The sequence below is a fragment of the Solitalea agri genome (assembly GCF_023914155.1).
Taxonomy (GTDB): Bacteria; Bacteroidota; Bacteroidia; order Sphingobacteriales; family Sphingobacteriaceae; genus Solitalea; species Solitalea agri.
The window spans coordinates 33,008-54,018 of the sequence record NZ_JAMWYS010000050.1 but is presented as its reverse complement, the minus strand read 5'-3'; the positions used below and the strand labels follow the sequence as shown (position 1 = coordinate 54,018).

General features: G+C 38.0%; 15 protein-coding genes. 13 read left to right on the top strand and 2 right to left on the bottom strand.

The genetic code is table 11. From position 1 onward, the window contains the following. The first annotated feature begins 2 nt into the window (after nucleotides 1–2). From NF867_RS14070 to NF867_RS14015, 12 genes are all read left to right on the top strand, one after another. Complete coding sequence (locus tag NF867_RS14070) at nucleotides 3–551, top strand: NADH-quinone oxidoreductase subunit J family protein (RefSeq protein WP_256471425.1); 549 nt, start codon at nucleotides 3–5, stop codon at nucleotides 549–551. Further along, a complete protein-coding gene (gene nuoK / locus NF867_RS14065; protein ID WP_252588758.1) occupies nucleotides 551–865 on the top strand; it encodes an NADH-quinone oxidoreductase subunit NuoK in 315 nt (104 codons plus the stop codon). The genes NF867_RS14070 and nuoK overlap by 1 nt, the downstream gene beginning before the upstream one ends. 27 nt (nucleotides 866–892) lie before the next feature. After that, on the top strand, nucleotides 893–2,971 hold the full coding sequence (gene nuoL, locus NF867_RS14060; protein ID WP_252588756.1) for an NADH-quinone oxidoreductase subunit L: 2,079 nt from the start codon (nucleotides 893–895) through the stop codon (nucleotides 2,969–2,971). Between the two features lie 3 nt (nucleotides 2,972–2,974). Beyond that, nucleotides 2,975–4,597, top strand: a complete 1,623-nt coding sequence (locus NF867_RS14055; RefSeq protein WP_252588754.1) for a complex I subunit 4 family protein — start codon at nucleotides 2,975–2,977, stop codon at nucleotides 4,595–4,597. A 2-nt stretch (nucleotides 4,598–4,599) separates the two neighbouring features. Further along, on the top strand, nucleotides 4,600–6,117 hold the full coding sequence (locus NF867_RS14050; RefSeq protein ID WP_252588753.1) for an NADH-quinone oxidoreductase subunit N: 1,518 nt from the start codon (nucleotides 4,600–4,602) through the stop codon (nucleotides 6,115–6,117). 661 nt (nucleotides 6,118–6,778) lie between these two features. Continuing rightward, nucleotides 6,779–9,856 (top strand): SusC/RagA family TonB-linked outer membrane protein, encoded by a 3,078-nt coding sequence (locus tag NF867_RS14045; RefSeq protein WP_252588751.1) that lies wholly within the window; start codon nucleotides 6,779–6,781, stop codon nucleotides 9,854–9,856. A gap of 24 nt (nucleotides 9,857–9,880) precedes the next feature. Beyond that, a complete protein-coding gene (locus NF867_RS14040; RefSeq protein WP_252588749.1) occupies nucleotides 9,881–11,512 on the top strand; it encodes a RagB/SusD family nutrient uptake outer membrane protein in 1,632 nt (543 codons plus the stop codon). A gap of 188 nt (nucleotides 11,513–11,700) precedes the next feature. Beyond that, nucleotides 11,701–12,720 carry a GntR family transcriptional regulator gene (locus NF867_RS14035; protein ID WP_252588747.1) on the top strand — a complete coding sequence of 340 codons (1,020 nt, stop codon included), beginning with the start codon at nucleotides 11,701–11,703 and terminating at the stop codon, nucleotides 12,718–12,720. A 260-nt stretch (nucleotides 12,721–12,980) separates the two neighbouring features. Then, nucleotides 12,981–14,162 (top strand): glycoside hydrolase family 27 protein, encoded by a 1,182-nt coding sequence (locus tag NF867_RS14030; RefSeq protein WP_252588739.1) that lies wholly within the window; start codon nucleotides 12,981–12,983, stop codon nucleotides 14,160–14,162. 35 nt (nucleotides 14,163–14,197) lie between these two features. Then, a complete protein-coding gene (locus NF867_RS14025; RefSeq protein ID WP_252588737.1) occupies nucleotides 14,198–16,246 on the top strand; it encodes a hypothetical protein in 2,049 nt (682 codons plus the stop codon). A 194-nt stretch (nucleotides 16,247–16,440) separates the two neighbouring features. After that, nucleotides 16,441–16,878, top strand: coding sequence for a hypothetical protein (locus NF867_RS14020; protein ID WP_252588736.1), 438 nt, complete (start codon nucleotides 16,441–16,443; stop codon nucleotides 16,876–16,878). 89 nt (nucleotides 16,879–16,967) lie between these two features. Further along, nucleotides 16,968–17,546: a hypothetical protein gene (locus tag NF867_RS14015; RefSeq protein ID WP_252588734.1), complete on the top strand. Its 579-nt coding sequence runs from the start codon at nucleotides 16,968–16,970 to the stop codon at nucleotides 17,544–17,546. A gap of 27 nt (nucleotides 17,547–17,573) precedes the next feature. Here NF867_RS14015 and NF867_RS14010 read toward each other — a convergent pair whose 3' ends face one another. Both NF867_RS14010 and NF867_RS14005 read right to left on the bottom strand, forming a co-directional pair. Continuing rightward, nucleotides 17,574–18,464, bottom strand: coding sequence for a cyclase family protein (locus NF867_RS14010; RefSeq protein WP_252588732.1), 891 nt, complete (start codon nucleotides 18,462–18,464; stop codon nucleotides 17,574–17,576). A gap of 37 nt (nucleotides 18,465–18,501) precedes the next feature. Next, a complete protein-coding gene (locus tag NF867_RS14005) occupies nucleotides 18,502–19,695 on the bottom strand; it encodes an MFS transporter (RefSeq protein WP_252588730.1) in 1,194 nt (397 codons plus the stop codon). Between the two features lie 161 nt (nucleotides 19,696–19,856). On the opposite strand from NF867_RS14005, the gene NF867_RS14000 reads away from it, so the two are divergent. After that, nucleotides 19,857–21,011, top strand: a complete 1,155-nt coding sequence (locus NF867_RS14000) for an NAD(P)/FAD-dependent oxidoreductase (protein ID WP_252588728.1) — start codon at nucleotides 19,857–19,859, stop codon at nucleotides 21,009–21,011.

Here is a 21,011-nt window from a genome sequence, read left to right as displayed (position 1 = left end):
CATTGTTAAAGGCGATTTTTTACATTCTAAGTTTTATAACCGTTGCTTCTGCAATTTATACAGTTACCTGCCGGAATTTAGCCCGCGCAGTGTTCGTGTTTTTTTCCACGCTTTTTTGCTTAGCCGGTATTTATGTATTTGCTTTTGCCGATTTTATCGCCATAACGCAAATAATGGTGTATGTGGGCGGAATCGTTATTCTTATGCTTTTCGGTATAATGCTATCAAACCGGAATGTTTTTGCAGTACTAACAGAACCTAAAGCCGAAACCAATTTGTTTCCCATAAATGTAATAGGAGGGGTTTTGTTGTCGCTGGTAGTACTTGCAGGTCTATTGACCATTGTTTGGCTGGCTAATGTTGGTCAACTGCAATGGATAAAGCAGAATACTCTTGAAAATATTTCTTATGTAGGTGGCGAAAACTCTGCTCATGTGTTGGGCGTGAATTTTATGACCACCTATCTGCTTCCTTTTGAAGCTATATCGGTTTATTTATTGGCAGTTTTAATCGGAGCGGCTTATTTGGCTCGCAGAAAGAGGGTACGATAATGTTAAACGGAATACCTTTAGAACATTTTATGATCATAAGCGCTATTTTGTTTAGCGCAGGCCTATTTTCTGTCTTAAGCAGAAAGAATGCTATTATGATTTTGATCGGTATTGAACTGATGATCAATGCCGGTATTTTAAATCTGGTTGTATTTGGCGCCTTTGACAAACAAAAGAATGAGGGTCAGGTATTTGCTTTGTTTGCAATTGTTCTGGCAGCTGCAGGCGTAGCCGTTGCCCTGGCGATTATTCTAAACGTTTATCGACAGTTTAAAACTGTTGAACCGAATCAGGTGGAAGAAATGAAATATTAGTAATTGTTGGAAGTAGAAAGTATAAAATTGATTGAAACACAACATATCACAACTGTAATAGGAGCTGCACTAGGAGCATTGCTTTTGCCTCTGCTGTCGTTTTTAATTATTAGTTTCTTTAAACCCCGTAAAGGCGATTGGTTGGCAATCTGCTCTACTTTTATAAGTTTTCTGCTTTCTCTTTATTGCTTTACCAATATCTGGAATCTTCAGAGCTATCATTATTCTGCTCAATGGTTAAATACTGGAATAATAAAGCTGAATGCAGGTTTAACACTTGACAATCTTTCCGCTTTAATGCTGGTGTTGGTTACCTTGATCACTACATTGGTTCTTATTTATTCTACCGAATACATGAAAGGTGAAAAGTATTATCATCGATACTTTGCTCATTTAAGTTTATTCATGTTTTCGATGCTGGGCGTTGTTTTAGCTGATTCTCTGTTGCTCATTTATATTTTCTGGGAACTGGTAGGTTTTTCTTCTTATTTGTTAATCGGATTTTGGTTCGATCGTGATTCGGCTGCTGCAGCAAATAAAAAGGCCTTTATTGTTAACCGGATAGGAGATATTGCATTTTTTGTGGGCATTATGATTTTGTTCACCCAGTTTCGGACATTGGATTTAGGCGCTTTGTTTGGCACTGCTGACAAAGCAGGGTTAATTCAGCAATCAGTAGTTGAGAACGGATTATGGAAATTTACAGATATATCTGGAAATGCAAAAACACTAAACGCCTCCATGTTAACAGTTGCAGGTCTTTGTATTTTCGCAGGAGCAGTTGCTAAATCAGCTCAATTTCCTTTACACGTTTGGCTGCCTGATGCCATGGAGGGTCCAACTTCCGTTTCATCATTGATCCACGCTGCCACCATGGTTGCAGCTGGTGTTTATTTAACAGCCCGTGTATTCCCTTTGTTTAGTCCTGATGCATTGACTGTAATTACCTACATCGGAGCATTTACTGCTTTTATGGCCGCAACGATAGCATTAACGCAAAACGATTTAAAGAAGGTGCTAGCTTACTCAACTATTTCTCAATTAGGTTTTATGATAACCGCTTTGGGAATCGGAGCCTGGCAAGCTGCTTTGTTTCATTTAGTAACTCATGCTTTTTTTAAATGTTTATTGTTCTTAGGGGCTGGTTCAGTGATCCATCAACTTCACCACGTTCAGCATAAATATCATCTCGATTTCGATCCGCAGGACATGCGCTTAATGGGTGGTTTGCGTAAGCAATTGCCTGTTACTTACATGGTTTTATTAGTTGCGTCTCTTTCGTTGGCAGGCTTGCCTCTATTTTCGGGTTTCTTATCAAAAGACCTTATTTTAATAGGAGCGTGGTCATGGGAGAAACCGGGCTCGGCAATCATTGCAGTTCTTCTTTCAGTAACTTCAGCATTAACGGCTTTCTACATATTCCGAATGATCTTTAAAGTGTTTTGGGGTGAAAATCGTCTGCAAAAAACAGTTGAAAATATTGATGTAAGTGTGCATGAGTCGGGCAAAGCTATGACAATTCCGATGATGGTTTTGGCAATATTCTCTCTTTTCGCAGCTTTCAGTATCAATCCTTTACATGGAGCTCATTCATGGATTTATGAAGGATTAGTTGTTCCATTAAATTCGTTTAATCCTAAAATTCAGTTCACAGAGTTTGCCGAAAGTTGGGTGCCAATTATAACGGTTGTTTTAGCCGTTGCAATGGTTTTAGTAGCTAGAATAGCTTACTATAAACAAAAGATGACGTTTCTTACAGAACACAATTTTCTTTATAAATTCTCTTATAATGCCTGGTATTTTGATAAGCTATATAATTCGGTTATAGTGAGGTCGGTAGTGCTTTTAGCTAATTTTATACGATGGTTCGATATCAATATTGTTGATGGTATTGTTAATGGAGCTGCAACTTTAGTTCATCAACTATCAGCGGTTGTTGATTGGATCGATAGAAACATTGTAGACGGTTCTGTTAACGGCATTGCGTGGTTAGCCGCGCGAATTGGCGATTTTATTCGCGGGTTTCAAACAGGAAGAGTGCAGCAATACATGGCACTTGGTGTGTTTGGTTTGATTTTAATTATTGTTTTGAGTTATATTTTTTGATAAATGACGCTTAGTATACTCATTTTTCTTCCTATTCTTTTTATGGTATTGGTGGCAGTTTTGCCTCAAGCCCTTAAGAATACATTTAAATACCTAAATCTGGCAGTTTCAATTATTCAGTTGATCATTGCCGGATATATGTACCTTCATTTTAATCACAGCTTACCGGGTGTTTTCAATGAGCAATCATTTCAGTTTGTTGAGAAACACTCATGGATAAACCTGAATCTGGGAACTTTGGGTAAACTCCAAATCCAATATTTTTTAGGTATCGATGGTGTTAGTATTGGCTTGTTAATGCTTTCAACCTTCGTAATGGCCATAGCCGCTCTGGCTTCATGGGAAATTAAAACCAATGAAAAAGGATATTTCTGCTTGTTTTTATTGCTCAATGCGGCAATTATGGGTGTTTTCAGTGCGCTTGATTTCTTCTTGTTTTATATCTTCTATGAATTGATGCTGTTGCCGCTATATTTCCTAATTGGTATTTGGGGAGGAGCAAGAAGAGAGTACGCATCAATAAAGTTCTTCTTATATACCTTATTGGGTTCGGTTTTCATGTTATTGGTTATTATTGGTTTATATTTCTCAGTAAAAGATCCAATAACCGGAGCTCACACTTTTGATATGCTTTCAATGATGAACCCGGCTAATTATGTTCAGGGCTCAATCTTCGATATTCATTCTTCAGCATTGTTATTTGGGGTATCACCTCGACTTTTAGCTTTTGCCGTACTGTTTATCGCCTTTGCGATTAAGGTGCCAATTGTACCATTACATACCTGGTTACCTGATGCTCATGTGGAGGCACCTACACCAATTTCGATCATTCTGGCTGGAGTATTACTTAAGATTGGCGGTTATGGAATTATCCGGATTTGTATGGGTATTTTCCCTGACGGAGCCATATACTTTAGCTGGGTTATTGGCTTAATTGGAGTGGTATCGATTATTTATGGAGCGATGAGTGCTTTAGCTGCGTCAGATTTGAAGCGATTGATTGCTTATTCGTCGGTTTCTCACATGGGCTTTGTGTTATTGGGAATAGCTTCGTTAACCGTTGAAGGTGTCAGTGGAGCGATGTTCCAAATGATCAGCCACGGGGTGTTATCAAGTATGTTATTCTTCCTTGTAGGGGTTATTTACAATCGCGTTCATGATCGGGAGATAGCAAATTTTCGAGGGTTGTACCTACAAATGCCAACCTATTCGGTGTTTGTGTTTATTGCCTTTTTTGCCTCCCTTGGATTACCGGGCTTCTCGGCTTTTATTGCCGAAGCATTCTCGTTAATTGGCGCATTTAATTCTAACTCTATTCCGCGTTGGATGGCGGTTGTTGGAGCAGTAGGTATTTTGCTAGGGGCGGCTTACTTTTTATGGACCCTCCAGCGTATGTTCTTTGGTAAAGCCCGTTTTAAAGGGGGAGAAGACTGGTCAGCAAAACTTTCGGATGTTAATTTAAGAGAAGTTATCGCTTTAAGTCCGATGGCTATTGTTGCCTTACTTTTGGGTATTATGCCGTTTTTATTTTTCGATATGAGTAATTCTGCCATGGTTGAACTTGTTAATGCAACCTTAAAAAGTGGCGGGCAGCATCTTGAAACCTTAAGTAAATTATTGAATTAAGGATGGAAAACTTTGTTGGAATTATTCAATCGTCAATTAATGATACTTTAGGAAGTTGGATCTATCTGCTTCCCGAGATTTCCCTTGCCTTCATTTTTATTCTGATGATTGTTGCCGATTTATTTTGGGCAAAAAGAATCAAAAACCTGGTGGCAATAATCGCTGTTTCAGGTCTTTTTATTACCATTCTTGAAACACTCGATCAGTTTCTGCTCATCCATTCATCCGCAATTCCTTTATTCGGGGGTATGATAAAACTGAGTGTATCCTCAGTTTGGTATAAATTACTGATAGAGTTATCCGGGTTATTGGTGATGTTATTTTCATTACGAGATTTTCAGTTACGCAATACCGAGAAAGGGGGAAGCGAGTACTTCAGTTTGGTGTTGGTAGTTACTATAGGTTTAAACTTTATGGTAATGGCTCAAAACTTACTGATGATCTATTTATCAGTAGAATTTGTTTCAGTTTGCTCCTATATTTTGGCCGCTTATTTAACCGGAAACAAACGATCGGAAGAATCGGGTATGAAGTATGCCTTGTTTGGTGCTGTTGCTTCAGCTGTAATGTTGTACGGTATGTCGCTGTTGTATGGCTTTACAGGAACGCTGGATATCACCAGTTCAGCATTTTATAATGGATTGGCTTCTATAAGCTTAATGAGTGCATCCGTTGCACTTTTATTAACCTTGGCTGGTTTGTTTTTCAAGATTTCGGCATTTCCGATGCAGGTATGGGTTCCCGATGTTTATGAAGGTGCCCCAACTCCTATAACAGCTTTCCTTTCAGTTGCTCCAAAAGTGGCTGGAATAGCCCTTCTTATTACTTTTATAACTGCTGTAAATTCAACCAATACTACCACCGGGTCTGTGTTTTTAGCCTCCACAGAAAGTCTTTTGGCGGTAGTGGCTATCGTAACGATGACCATTGGTAACTTCTCTGCTTTGTGGCAAACCAATGTAAAACGTCTGATGGCTTATTCGGCCATTGGTCATTCAGGTTTTATTTTGATGGGTGTTGCTGCTTATTCAATGACTGGGCAAAAAGCTATCCTGTTTTTCCTTTTTGTGTATGCCCTGGCTAATATCGGAGCGTTTTTGGTTATCGGCTATTTCTCAAACGTTTTCCATTCAGAAGAATTAGAGGACTATAAAGGAATGGGAATGAAATATCCATTGATCTCGGTTGCAATGGTGATATTTCTGGTAAGTCTGACGGGTTTACCGCCAACAGCAGGCTTTGTAGGTAAGTTCTTTATTTTTTCTGCAGCAGTAGAAGCTTACATGATTGGGGGAAATGTTTTACTATTGATCATGGTCATTTTCGGTGTGGTAAACACAGTGGTTTCCCTTTTTTATTACTTTAAAATTCCATTAAACCTTTATTTACGAAAAGCCAAAACAGAGATCTCTCTTGAAAAAGGAAATCTGCTTTTCTCAGTAATTATTATCTTTTTGGCCTTGTTTACCTTATTTTTAGGAATCTTCCCTAGTAAACTAATGGGACTGATGAATTGGTAAGTGTAATGAGGTTTCTAAACTTTTTTTTGTTTGTCATTTTTAGTTTGATGTGAATGCATGGCATTGCGCAATCAAACTAAAAATGACTAAATGCTTTTTGTAAAAGGGATTTCAACGCTCTTTTCGTCTTCTAAGGATACCATCTATTCTACTTCAAGCCACAAATTAATTGGGATGATTTTCTAACAGCTTCCCTGTCTTTTGCCACAGTTACCAATAGCAGATTTGGTTATAAATGGAGCTCTTCTTCAATTGTCGATTAACAAGTATCATAGTATACTCCTCAATCTACTTTTTAAAGAGTAAATCGGAGTTAAAGCCTAATGCTCGTTATCCTTATGAATTGGCTCACGAACAACTTCGTTTAAATATTACACAAATAGTTGCAGCACGTTTCATTTAAATAGAAAATTTAATGTCATAAAAATGTGCAAGTTCTTTTTGAACCGTTAAGTCCCACTTTTTAACTTGTTATGCGCGCTTATCCTTTCGTAGAGTTATAATTTCCAATCATCATCTCCCAACAACATCTTTAAATCAGTTCATTCATTTTCCCGAAATAAAGTTTTAACAGTTAATGATTTGCAAAATAAAAAAGAATGTTTTATGTTCGTAATAGTATAGCATAGAATAGAATAATTAAATAATCTAAATTTTTTATATGAAGACAAAAACTACTCTTAAACTATTGCTGCTGGCATTATCCGTTTGTGGAGGGGAAGTTGGCCTGGTAACCAATGCTCAGGCGCAATCCGTAAATGTTCATGCAGAGCGAACCGTAAAAGGGAAGGTTACAGATGAAAGGGGACTAGAATTGCCCGGTGCATTAGTAACAATTAAAGGATCATCGAAAGGCACCACTTCCGATGTTTCTGGGAATTATTCAATCAGTGTTCCTACAGGAAAAACAACCCTCATTTTTTCATTTACAGGATTCACAAGTAAAGAAGTTACTGTAAGTTCAAATGAGGTGATTAATGTTCAGTTATTGCCAAGTTCAAAAGCATTGGAGGAGGTTGTAGTGGTTGGTTATGGTGTAAAGAAAAAAGTAACGGTAACAGGTTCTGTTGCTACGGTAAAAGGTGATGAAATTAAGCAAAGTCCTTCTGCCAATCTTTCAAATTCACTGGTTGGTCGTGCACCAGGTGTTATTGCTTCTAATCGTTCAGGGGAACCGGGAAATGATTTTTCTACGCTTTTAATCAGGGGAAAAGGAACCTTAAATGACAATAGTCCTTTGGTGGTAATTGATGGAGTAGCGAATCGGGGAGCTTTCGAACGACTAAATCCAGATGACATTGAAAGTATTTCAATATTGAAAGATGCTTCTGCAGCAATTTATGGTGCTCAGGCTGCTAACGGGGTAATATTGGTTACCACTAAAAAGGGAAAATCAGGTAAATCGGTTATAACCTATACCGGAAGCTACGGTACAACTCAACCGACCCGCATGCCTGATCCTGTGAATGCTGGGCAGTATGCTACTTATATCAATGAGGTAAATGATCGTTATGGTAAGCCTCATCAATATTCAAATGAAGATATTCAAAAATATTATGATGGAAGCGACCCAATAAATTATCCTAGTACCAACTGGTACAAAGAGGTGGTAAAGGATAATTCACCTCAAAGTCGTCATGCTTTATCTTTAAATGGCGGTGGCGAAAAAACGGATTTTTTCCTTTCTGGTGAATATTTGAAGCAAGAGGCGATTTATCATGAATCTTCTACTGGTTACAAACAATATAATCTCCGATCAAATATTAATACCCAGATTCTTCCGATTTTAAAAATGGGCTTAAATCTTTCTGGTCGTTTGGAAGATCGTAATTTTTCAAATTATGGAAGTGGTTCCATTTTTGGGGAAGTTTTGTCGGCTTATCCAACACTTCCTGCTTATTATCCAAACGGACTTCCTGGGCCGGGTTTGGCCGGCGGACGTAATCCAGTGCTTATGGCATCAGGGGCAACCGGCTATGATAAGATTAAGGATTACAATCTTTTGTCGGATTTATCATTCGACTTGAAACTCCCTTTTGTAACTGAGGGGCTTTATGTAAGCGGTTTGATGGCCTATGATTTTAGATTCAGAAATCAAAAAACCTTCAAGGACAATTGGGATGCTTACCGATATAATAGTAATACTGAGGAATACGAAAATGTTCGCAGTTCAGAAGGGCCAATCAACTTAAGATCAGATTATCGTAATTATCAACTTAAGACTTATAATGCTAAAATAGGTTATACGCGTGTGTTTGGAGCACACGATGTAAGTGCATTCATTGCTTATGAACAAAGTGACAGCTATAACGAAGGGATTTTTGCTTATAGAACAGGCTACCTAAGTGATAAGATTGACCAGATGTTTATTGGTGCTGATAAAGACAAGGATAATGGAGGTAATGCAGCTCAAACAGCCCGTCAGAATATTTTCGGCCGTTTAAGTTACAGCTATAAACAGAAGTACCTTGTTGATTTAGTTCTGCGTCATGATGGTTCTTACATTTTTCCAAAAGACAAACGTTGGGGAACGTTCCCAGGTGTTTCTTTGGGTTGGAGGGTTTCGGAGGAACCATTCCTGAAAAATAATGCTCCTTTCGTAAGTCATCTTAAATTAAAAGCTTCATGGGCTGAATTAGGAAACGACAAAGTTCTTCCTTATCAAAGCATTCAGCAGTATTATTTAGATGGAGGGTATTATTTCGGAGGAGATAGCCAGCTTGTTCAAGGTCTTTCTGCCGGAGTTACGCCAAATCCTAATATTACTTGGGAGGTGGCAAAAACTACCAATTTTGGTATCGAGTCATCTTTTTGGAATGGTTTGTTGACTGTAAATGCTGATTATTTCATTTCGAAGCGTAATAATATCTTAATTGCACGTAACGCCTCAGTACCTTCAAGTACAGGTTTAAATGGTAAGTTACCTGCAGAGAATATTGGTGAGGTAAATAATAAAGGTATTGAATTAGAGGTATCGCATCAACGTTCTGTAAATGAAAGCTTCTCTTATAACATCGGGGCAAACTTCACTTATACAAAAAATGAAGTGGCCTTTATGGACGAAGCCGCTAATGTTCCTGAATGGCAAAAAAGACAAGGATTTCCGATAGATTCGTGGTTAGTCTATAAATCGGAAGGCATCTATCGTACACAAGAGGAAATCGATAATTCTGTACACTTACCCGGAACTCGTCCGGGCGATATTCGCTATGTGGATATTAACGGTGATAAGCAAATTACTTCTAACGATAGAGTAAGAATTTACGAAGGAAATACGCCTAGAGGTATTTATGGTATTACTATGGGTGTAAACTTTAGAGGAGTAGGTTTAAGTATGTTGTGGCAAGGGCAAACCAATGCCCAACAGCTGATTCTCCCTCAACAAGGTAATGCGGTTACTCCTCCAACTTGGTTGTTTAATGATCGTTGGACTCCTGAAAATCCAAATGGCTCATTCCCAGCCTCATTTGATCGTAATGATCTTATAAATAACCGCTATTCTGATTTTTGGTTGAGAAATGCAGCATTCTTGCGCTTAAAAACAGTTGAACTCTCTTACACATTCCCTAAAACCCTTACACAATCGCTTCGCTTGCAAAACATGCGTGTATTTGTTAACGGTTTCAATCTGTTCACCTTTAGCAGCATCAAAGATTATGATCCTGAGCTAAGCTCAGTAACAGGCAGTTACTATCCTCAAACCCGGATTATTAGCGCCGGCGTTAATATTTCTCTTTAATCACTAATTAATAAATAGATAAGAATGAAAAATAAAATATACATGATTATCCTTCTCTCAAGTCTCTTTGTTGGACTGAGTGCATGTGAAAAAGATTTTCTTGATAGAAAACCACTTGATACTTATTCCGAACTGGATGTTTGGACAGATTTAAATCTGGTCGAAACCTATGTAAATTCAAAGTACAGAGTTTTGCCACATGTTTATAATTGGGACGTGGCCAGTGGCACCGGCTTATCTGCTGCAAGTGATGAAGGTTATTCTAGGTTCAATTACGAAAATGTGTTTCAGTGGAATCAAGGAACTATGAGTCCTGATAACCTTTCAATGGATAGCTGGACTACAGATTATAGCTATATTAGAGATTGCAATACTTTTTTTCAAAAGATTGACGGAGTAAGTGGAGATGAAAACATGAAAAAACGTTTGAAAGGTGAAATGAAATTTCTTCGAGCATGGTGTTATTTTGATCTCACTGCTCGTTACGGAGGTGTTCCGATTATCACTAAGCCGTACTCTTTACAAGATCCATCATTTGAAGTTGCCCGCAACTCATACGATGAGTGTGTGAATTTTATAACTTCTGAACTTAATGAAGCCGCTACTTTATTGCCAGAAAGCTACAATGGCTCTAACCTGGGTCGTATCACCAAGGGAGCAGTATTGGCCTTAAAATCGAGAGTATTGTTGTACGCTGCCAGCGCGCTCCATAACTCTTCAAAAGAGAAAAACAAATGGCAGGCCGCTGCTGATGCTGCAAAGGCAGTAATTGATTTAGCTAATCTGGGTTCTTATTCATTGTACCAAGGTGCGGATTATAAGCAGATTTTTCTTCAGAAGTTTAATTCAGAAGTGATATTATCTTATGGCATAAACGGAACCTATTGGGAATCTTTACTTGACATATTCATTGGTCCTAATGGGTATCATGGTTGGTCTGTTTATGCCCCCTCTCAAAATTTAGTAGATGATTTTCAAATGGCTAATGGCAAATCGATAACAGATCCAACTTCTGGATATAATCCGGCAAAACCATATGAAAACAGAGACCCTCGTTTTTACGCAACCGTACTTTACAATGGAGCGCTGTTTAAAGGTAGAGAAGCAGAGTATTTTAAAGGAGGATTGGACAGTCCGCAAAGCCCGGTTGAAAACTGGAATGCTACTCTTACTGGTTATAACTGGAGAAAGTATGCCGATGAATCGAATGATTTGAATACGAATGGAAGTTCTCAAAATTGGATTATTTTCCGTTTATCGGAAATCTATCTGAACTATGCCGAAGCTCAATTTGAGCTCGGTAATGAAAGTGAAGCACGTACTTATTTAAATCTGATTCGTAGCAGAAACAGCGTACATATGCCGGCTATAACTTCCAGTGGCGACGGACTTAAAGATGCAATTCGTAGTGAACGTGAAATTGAGTTATGTTTTGAAGGACATCGCTTCTTTGACGTTCGCAGATGGAAGATAGCAGAACAAACTGAGAATAAACCTTTGCGAGCAGTGAACATCACCAAAAACACTGATGGAAGTTTCAGTTATGAATACTATACGTTGCAAGAACGGAAATTTAATGAAGCTAATTATTTATTCCCTATACCTCAATATGAAAAAGAAAAGAATAGTTTGTTAGCTCAAAATCCGTTGTACTAATTTATTTGAATTATATTTTGGTCAAGAAGTAAACAAAAGTAGATCGGAGCATCATGCTTCAATCTACTTTTGTTTTTATGACAGTCGCTCATATAAATTCGCATAATTAAAAAATGTTCTATGTTTGTGTTGTGAGTATGGTACAAAATAGAATAGAGTTACCTACAATAACACCTTTGAAATTTGTTATGAAGAACATTTTCGATAAAATCCATAAGTTGGAAGAAGTTTCAGGCTACTCTAAGCATGAGCGATTAGTTCAGGGGTTTATAGATGCTATTGATGAAAAGCTACTTAGACAAGGTGATTTGCTACCTTCTGTTAATAGTATGATTAAAGAAACCGGCTTTGCAAGAGAAACCATTGTAAAAGGGTACAAGGAGCTAATTGAGCGAGGTATTGTTGAGTCGAAAAATAGAATGGGATATTTTGTGGCGAGTGAAAATACGAATCAAAAACTTACCATAGCCCTCATTCTCTATGCATTCGACTCTGTTCAGGAAACTTTTTACAATGCATTCAGGGCTGCTCTTGATCCGAGTGTTCATATCGATATTTTCTTCCACAACCATAACATTGACATATTTGAAACCATAGTAAACAAAGTAGCAGGCAGGTATGCTACGTATATTATTGCACCTATGCCACATCCACGAATTGCAGAAATCTTACAAGCAATTCCATTGAATAAGTTCTTAATGATTGACCGCTATGAGCAAATTGCCGGGGATTTTTCATATGTAGTACAGGAGTTTGAACAATCAACTTATCAGGTTTTGATGGAGCTGCATAATACGATAAAGCAATTTGATGAATTGGTTTTCTTTTCAAGACCCCCTGATTCTGATTCTCCACAAGAGATTCTCGCTTCCTTTAAAAAGTTTGTGGCTGATCAAAATATTAAGCACGATATTAAAACAAAGTACATTGCTGGTTCAATAGAAAAAGGGAAGGTTTACTTTTCTACCAACGACACACAAACCTGGATGATGCTTAAGGATTGCAAAGAGCAAAATCTGATCTTGGGAAAAGATGTTGGCATTCTTTCTCAGGACGATGATCCAATCAAAGAAATTATTTGCGATGGCATTACCACCTATTCTACTGATTTTGTTCAAATGGCCAAAAAAGCAGCCCACTTTGTACTTACCAAAGAAAAAGTCCGCGAAGTAATTCCTACTGCATTAATCAGAAGAAAGTCACTTTAGTACCTAGAAAACGATTCAGATCGATTAACTATATGTTGGTCTAACCTATCATATATTGCCTTTTTCTTCTACTCGGACTTTATTTTCTATTCGCTTTCCATCAAAAAACTAACTAACTGCCTGTTTATCAAAATAAATTTTGATAACGGAATAATGTTTTTATATTTGTTTAATAGTATAGAATAGAATAGATTAATCTGTTTTAAAACCAAACATCCTAAATGCAAGGGATGTTAAACACATCTTATTATTGATTTATTATGAGAATATTATTGACTTTGGCATTATGTATCACGCTATCTTCAACGTTTGCTCAGAAATTTGAAGGTTTGGCGCAAAAACCTCCCATGGGATGGAACAGTTGGAACAAATTTGAGTGTAAAATAAATGAAAGCATCATCAGAGAGGTTGCCGATGCAATGGCTTCTAACGGGATGAAAGCTGCGGGTTATGAATACGTTGTTGTGGATGATTGTTGGCAAATAGGAAGAGACAGTTTAGGAAATATTATGGCTGACACTGAACGTTTTCCTTCGGGAATGAAAAGTTTAGTTGACTATGTTCATTCAAAAGGGCTAAAATTTGGAATCTATTCTGATGCCGGAACTGCAACATGCCAAGGCAGACCTGGAAGCAGGGGATATGAGTTTCAGGATGCCAGAATCTATGCCAGTTGGGGAGTAGATTACTTGAAATACGACTGGTGTAATCATGGAAAGCAAAACGCCGAAGCTTCTTATACAACAATGAGAGATGCACTTTATAAGGCTGGAAGACCAATTGTATTTAGTATTTGTGAATGGGGTACTAACAAGCCTTGGGAATGGGGTAAAACCGTTGGACATTTATGGAGGACTACCGAAGACATTATCAATTGCTTTGATTGTAAGAATAATTGGGGAGGCTTAGGAGTACTGCAAATTATTGATTTACATACTGAAATAGGCGATTATTCGGGTCCAGGATATTGGAACGACCCTGACATGCTCGAAATTGGCAATGGAGTGTTAACTCAACCTGAAGAAAGACTGCACATGAGTATGTGGGCCATGTTTTCAGCGCCACTAATTGCAGGTAACGACATCCGTAATATGTCGGCCGAAACATTAAAAACTTTAACAAACAAAGAGGTGCTTGATATTGATCAGGATAAATTGGGTATTTCTGCTACAAGATGGATGAAATATGGTGATTTAGAGGTTTGGTTTAAACCTTTAAGTGACGGTAATTATGCATTTTGTTTCATTAACAGAAGCAACCAGCCGATTTCAATTAACCAGGATTTAAAAACTACCATCAAAAAGATGAAGGTTGATGATTCCTACACTGTCAGAGATCTTTGGAAACATAAAGATATTGGAACAACGAAAGATAATATCGTCGGTACTATTCCTGGACATGACGTGCTGATGTTAAAATTGACTAAAAAATTGCCACTTTGATTTTATAACAATTAAGAAATAAATAACTAAGCCAAATGATTCCACTTTTTAAGAAAGGTTTATCAGCGTTCTTATTTTTCATTTTTACTTTTTCTATTGTTCATGCTCAATCAATCAAAAATCGTTGGCGTATTGAACCGAATGGGAGCATTTACTGGAAAATAGAAGGTTCAAAATTGCCACATTCTGATCATATTGAAATGAGCGGTCAGCAGATTTCATTATGGCTGAAATATACTGTTGATACTGCAAAGCAATTAACAATGAGCAGAACGCTGGTGTTTCCTTCTTTCCGGATGAAACCAAATGATACACATGCCAGTTTAATGTACTCATTTGGCGATGATGACTTGCCTCGGTTTTTCATCGATGGGAAACCACTTGCTGCAGATATTATCAATGGTCGACATTTTAGCAATTTCCCTCAAAAAACTACCGGAATTTACCACAAGGGAATTATGGGGATTGATAGTAAATTGAAGAAAGAGGAATCATTAACCCTGAAACGCTATCTATATCCTTCGGTTGATAAACCTCTGGCAATCGAAACATTTGTGTTTGTTAATATAGATACCAAACCAGTAAAACTCGAAATGGAATATGCTTATCGCGAGTCCAAAACCGATACCTCACGAAGTGTAAACGGGCCGTATAGAGTTATTTGCCAGACAATAAATGATGGCATAAAATGGATAAAGCAAGGCGATTCAGTTTCTTTCTCAGTAAGTTATCAGGCGGCAAGAAACGAATCGCAAACGGTAAAAGTGAATGTGAATAATGAGGAACAAGCCAGAAGAAAACGAATTGCTGAATTTGCTTCTTTATTGCAATTACAAACACCTGATACATTATTGAATACAGCTTTTGCCTTTGCCAAGATAAGAGCCACGGAAAGTATTTTCGCTACTAAGGGTGGATTAATGCATGCTCCAGGTGGATTATCTTATTATGCAGCGATTTGGGCCAATGACCAGGCTGAGTATGTGAATCCGTTTTTTGCCATGCTGGGCGATTCATTAGCGTGTCAATCGGCTATAAATGCTTATCGTTTGTTTGCAGGTTATATGAATCCTTCGTACAAACCCATTCCAAGTTCGATTGTTGCCGAAGGTGATGGTTATTGGAACGGTGCCGGCGATAGGGGCGATCAAGCGATGATTGCCTATGGTGCGGCACGTTTTGCCCTGGCTTACGGTAAAAAAGAAACCGCTCAACAGTTATGGCCGTTAATCGAATGGTGTTTAGAATTTTGCCACCGTAAACTAAATGCTGAGGGAGTAATAACATCAGACAGTGATGAGTTGGAAGGACGATTCCCTGCCGGTAAGGCAAATTTATGCACCAGTACTTTGTATTATGATGCTTTATTATCAGCAGCTATGCTAAGTACTTCATTGAACCTTGATAAAAAGATTGCACTCAACTATCAGGATAATGCTCAGAAGCTACGGACAGCGATCGAGAACTACTTTGGAGCCAATGTGGAAGGCTTTAATACCTATCGCTATTACAAAGAAAACGACATCTTGCGTTCATGGATTTGCATGCCGCTAACGGTTAATATTTTAGATCGGAAAAAAGAAACGATCGATGCCTTACTTTCTTCACGTTTATGGACAGCAGATGGCTTGGCTACCCAAGCCGGCGATAAAACTTTCTGGGATCGATCTACCCTGTATGCCTTGCGTGGAATGCTGGCTGCAGGCGAAACAGAAAAATCGATGGCTTATTTGCGTTATTATTCACAACGGCGTTTGTTGGGCGAGCACGTACCTTATCCTGTAGAAGCCTTTCCGGAAGGAAATCAGCGCCACTTATCAGCAGAAAGCGGTTTATATTGCCGTGTTTTTACTGAAGGTTTGTTTGGTATTCGTCCTACAGGCTTAAGTCAATTTATTTTGACTCCACATTTACCCAACGATTGGCCTTACATGTCATTGAAAAACATCCATGCTTTTAACCAAGTGTTTGATTTAACTGTTAAACGAAAGAAAGGCGATCTGCTTTTATTAGAAATTAAACAAGGTGGAAAAAATAAAATCTATACGATCCAAAATGGAAAAAGTCTCTCTTTAAAATTCTAGTTTATATTAAGTTTAAGAATGAAAACAGGCTGATAATCATCGACAGCCTGTTTTTTGTTTAGAAAGTTATTTAATCTTGTTGTGAGTTAATGGGTTTGATCAATTTATAAGGAAATTTTATTGAACTTGATATTTATCATGTTAAGAAAGTATCCTTTTCAATAATTTTGCGGCAAAGAATAAGTGTGCACGAGATGTTGAATAGCCCAGATAAAAAAATAACTACCTTTTTACTTAATCAAACAGTTTTAACATTAGCAGTAAGCGATTTCAGCGACCTGCATTGTTGCATGTGTTATTATGTATATCACCCTGAAGAAAATATATTGGTTTTTAAATCAAAAGAATCAACAAAACATATGCAAATGGCAATTGAGCAGGTTAAAGTTGCCGGTGCGGTCAGACAGGATGTGCTTGATAAAACCCATATCCAAGGAGTTCAATTTAATGGAGAAGTATTAATTGAACCTGAAGAAAGTTTGCATAAACTTGCTAAACAAGCATATTATGCTAAATATCCATTTGCTAAGATTATGACAGGCACTATTTGGATCATTAAGCTCAACTATCTGAAATTAACTGAAAATCGGATAGGAATTATGAGCCATAAGGAATGGTTGGCCTCCAACTAAATTCATCCTTTTTTCTTTGGGGTTTGCTGTTTCATAAATGATTTAGCTAATTTTCTCCTCTGCTAATAATTAAATAGCATTCATCACGAATGAATAGAATTCAATTGCTCCTTGTTTCCATTTGGTTGCTTTCCATTGTTACCAAAACAACTTTTGCCCAAGATAAATATGTGCTAAAGATCGTTGAAATTGTTAAGCCTTATTCGAATGCATCCGACACCATTTATCACACTACTTCAACTAGCCTGAAGTGGAAAGATTTTGCAGCAAACCCTAATGAGAATTTTCCATTTGCGGCTATGACTAATAGTGGTTTCGGTTATAAATGGAGCTCTTTATCGGATGAGAATAGGACTGTTATTACCGTCATCATTTCTACTTATTTTATCAAAAGTAAATCGTGGGTGAAAGCAAATGCCAAAGGAGCGTATGAGCTTTCGCATGAACAATTGCATTTTGATATTACCAAACGACAGTCGGAACATTTTAAGAACCAATTGGCTTCATTGAGCTTAGATGAGAATTATGCCCAATCTATTCATCAACTTTATCTAAAGTATTATGCAGAGCTTAAAGCCTTACAAACGCAATATGATGAAGAAACCGATCATGGCTTGAGGAAAGACGAGCAGGCTTTGTGGCAACGGAAATTTAATTCGATTAATTAATCTTAATCTCGCTTAAATTGGTAGTTATTATCTCTTTAACTTCGCCATAGCTCTTACCGGAAATGTTCCAACCCCTTTAAATTTTGGCGGAATGGCGCTGAAGGTAAAGCCATCATCAGGTAACAAATAAAGATTGCATAAATGTTCTACAATCAGAATTTCTGCCCCTAACAAGGTGGTATGCACAGGCCTCGATCGGCCATTGGTGTTGTCAATATTGTGGGAGTCAATACCAACCAATTTCACATTACAATCTCTTAAATATAGCGCCGCTTGTTCTGTTAAATGAGGGTGATTTTCATAGTACATTTCTGTATTCCAGTGTTCATCCCAACCCGTATGAATTAAAACGGCCCTGTTCCTGACTTCATAATTACTTACATGCGCTTCGGTAATGCTTAGCGTTTCTATATGGGGCACTCTAATTACCACAGCATCCAAATCTGTGAATGCTTCCAAACCGACTTCCGAGAAATCTTTGCCACTTTCAAACCGGTGGAAGGGACAATCTATATAGGTACCAGTATTGGTAACCATTTCAATTTTCCCAATCTGAAATTCGGTGCCAGGGGCATAAAACTTCCGGGATTCTTCACGACTTAAATAATCACAAATGATAGGAGCGGGAAGTCCTTTGTAGGTAACTAAACCGTTTTCAATGTTATGACTTAAATCGATCAGGTAAGAGTTTTGGTTTGTTTCGTTAATAGGTTTTCTTTTATGAGGTTCAGTTATTATTTCCTTCTTTAAAATTTTAGTTTCACCTACCATCAATAAACGCATGTCGTCAACGAGGTAATCAACCAGGACTTTGTCAGAAATATCATCTCCAACGATATCAAGTCTGAAGTCCTCTCCTTTAATGCAACCTCCGTTGGTAAAGTAAATCTCGAAATCAAATTTTACTCTTTTATTCATGAGTGTTTCTTTTGATCTAAAGATAACTCATTGAAGATTAATTTTCCTTTTTCAACTGAGGAGCGAGAATGGTGATTAGTAGTGCAATTATAGCAATCGAGCCTATTGCCCAGCGTAAGCTTGTAGCATGTGCAATAAAGCCGATTACCGGAGGTCCAAGTAAAAATCCTAAAAATCCAATACTTGAAACAATGGCAATGGCAACGCTTGGCTGCATTGTTTTTGATCTGCCAGCCAAACTATACGTCACCGGAACTATCGCTGAAACGCCTAGTCCAATTAAGAAGAATCCAATAGTGGCGGTAGGCAGGGTAGGGAAAACCGTTGATAAAAGTAAACCGCATGCAACAGTAGTTCCTGAGAGTTTCAATATATTAACCACACCAAAACGGGTAATTAAACTGTCGGCTGCAAACCGTCCTCCGGCCATGCTGAACATGGCTGCTATATAACCCAGCCGTACCAGGTTTTGAGGTGGATTGATCACTTCTTCAAAATAAACACTGCTCCAGTCGAACATAGTGCCTTCACAAACTAATGAGACAAAGGCTATTAAACCCAGTATGCAAATCTGTTTATCAGGAAGGGTGAATTTCTTTCTTTCGTTTTTGCTTATAGAACTTTTGTCTTCCAAACGTTGCTCATCGCGTGGAAGTACCGAGCCACTCATTGCCATTAAAATAAGCAGTGTGAGTGTAAGAATGATACAAAAGTGGGTAAACGGGCTAATATACATGGCAACCATCAAGGTGCTGATCAAGCCACCAATAAATCCGGCCAATGACCATAAACCATGGAACGAAGCCATGATACTTCCCTTGTAAAGTCTTTCAACTCCCACAGCTTGGGTGTTAACCGAAATATTAAAAAGATTGGAAGAGATACCAAAGAGAAATAGTCCGATTGAAAGTTGCCAAAGAGTACCTGCTAAACCTAAAAGCACCAGCATTGAAGGATAAAGAATTGCTCCTTTCAATAAGATGCTTTTGCTGCCGAATTTGTTCACCAGCCAGCCCGAAAGTGCCATTCCTGTCATTTGTCCGATAGGAATAAAAAACAGCACTCCGCCAAGTTCGGCTTCGTTCATGCCTAAAGCCTGCTTAATATCCGGTATCCTGCTGGCCCAACTGGCGAACACGAGTCCATAGATAAAATAATGAGCGGCAACCGAAACCCGGTACCATGACTTAGGACTTTTATTTTTTAAACTGAGTAGTAGCGTTCCCCCCATATGACAATTTACTGGCACTGCAAAAATACTCAAATGAAATCGCTTGTGAATAATGGTTTTTTGCCCTTTTCTTCTGAAAAATTGATAAGAACTATTACTCGTTCAATTGTTATCCATGATACCTTCCTTTTATTTACCTTAACATTTTCTATTTTTAATGTATGCTGAGCTATTGGGAACAAACCTCGTTTATTCATTATGATTTTATTGTGGTAGGAAGCGGTATTGCCGGTTTATCTACTGCTTGCTGTTTAAAAGAGCGATCACCCAATTCATCAGTATTGGTGTTAGAGCGAGGAATATTTCCAACCGGAGCAAGTACCAAAAATGCCGGTTTTGCCTGCTTTGGTAATGTGGGAGAAATTACCGATGATCTTCGAAACTTGTCGGAAGAAAAACTGCTACAACTTTCTATCGATCGTTGGGAGGGTCTTGGGTTGTTGCGAAAACGTTTAGGTGATAAGGCCATCGATTTTCAACAAAACGGCGGGTATGAATTAGTGCTTCACACCGATTCCGAAGATTATCAGAATGATTATCAAGCCGGAATAGAACGTGTCAATGATCTTTTCAGGCCATATTTTAAAAAGGACGTTTATAAGGAAGATAAGCAAGGAGCAGATCGATTTGGTTTTAACAGATCGTTTGTAAAAACCATGATCTATAATTCACTGGAAGGACAGATTGATACAGGGAAAATGATGACCTCATTGTTGAAGTATGCGCAGCAACTTGGGGTTAATGTAATATCTGGGGCCGATGTGATGGATCTAAATGAAACAGCGAACAATGTGGAGGTCACAGTTAAAAATTATGTTTTAGGTGATAGCTCTTATCTGAAATTTAAGGCACAACAAGTAGCTATTTGCACCAATGCTTTCAGTAAACGCTTTTTTCCAAATGCTGATCTTGAACCCGGAAGAGGGCAAGTAATCTGTACTTCAGAAATTCCAAATCTTCCTATTAAAGGAACTTTTAACTTCACTGAAGGTTATTATTATTTCCGCAATATCAATAATCGCATTCTATTCGGCGGTGCTCGTAATATCGATTATGATACGGAAACTACTGATGAGTTTGCTTTAACCGACATAATTCAGAAAAACCTGGAGTATTATTTAAAAGAGATGATTTTACCTGATCAGCAGTTTACTATTGATTATCGTTGGTCAGGGATCATGGCTTTTGGCAAAGAAATAACTCCAGAAATAGCTAAATCAGGAGAGCGGATCGTAGCCGGATTTCGTTTCAATGGCATGGGGGTAGCGCTGGGAAGCAAAGTGGCCGAACGACTTTGCGATTTGTTGCTAAGGTAA